A 235-nucleotide genomic window follows, 5' to 3' on the forward strand; every position below is an offset into this window, starting at 1 on the left:
GTACCGCCGCCATTGATTGCTCAGACAGCATGGCCCTGGGGGGCTTGCCGTTTGGCCGGGTCGCCCAGCAAGACCATCAGGATGATGCCGATCACCAGTATGGCTGCCACTGCGAAGAACGGTATGACGAAGCTGTGAGTGGCGTCCTTGATCATGCCGATCATGAACGGCCCGGTGAAACCACCCAGGTTGCCGATCGACACGATCATCGCCAGGCCGCCGGCGGCTGCGCGGC

General features: G+C 63.0%; 1 protein-coding gene. It reads right to left on the reverse strand.

Annotated elements, in window-relative coordinates:
- Nucleotides 1-20: 20 nt before the first annotated feature.
- Nucleotides 21-235 (reverse strand): MFS transporter (locus SB816_RS35035; RefSeq protein ID WP_410548626.1); only part of this gene is annotated, 215 nt, incomplete at its 5' end.

The organism is Achromobacter sp. SIMBA_011, from assembly GCF_046535435.1.
In the GTDB taxonomy this organism is placed as follows: domain Bacteria; phylum Pseudomonadota; class Gammaproteobacteria; order Burkholderiales; family Burkholderiaceae_B; genus Achromobacter; species Achromobacter dolens.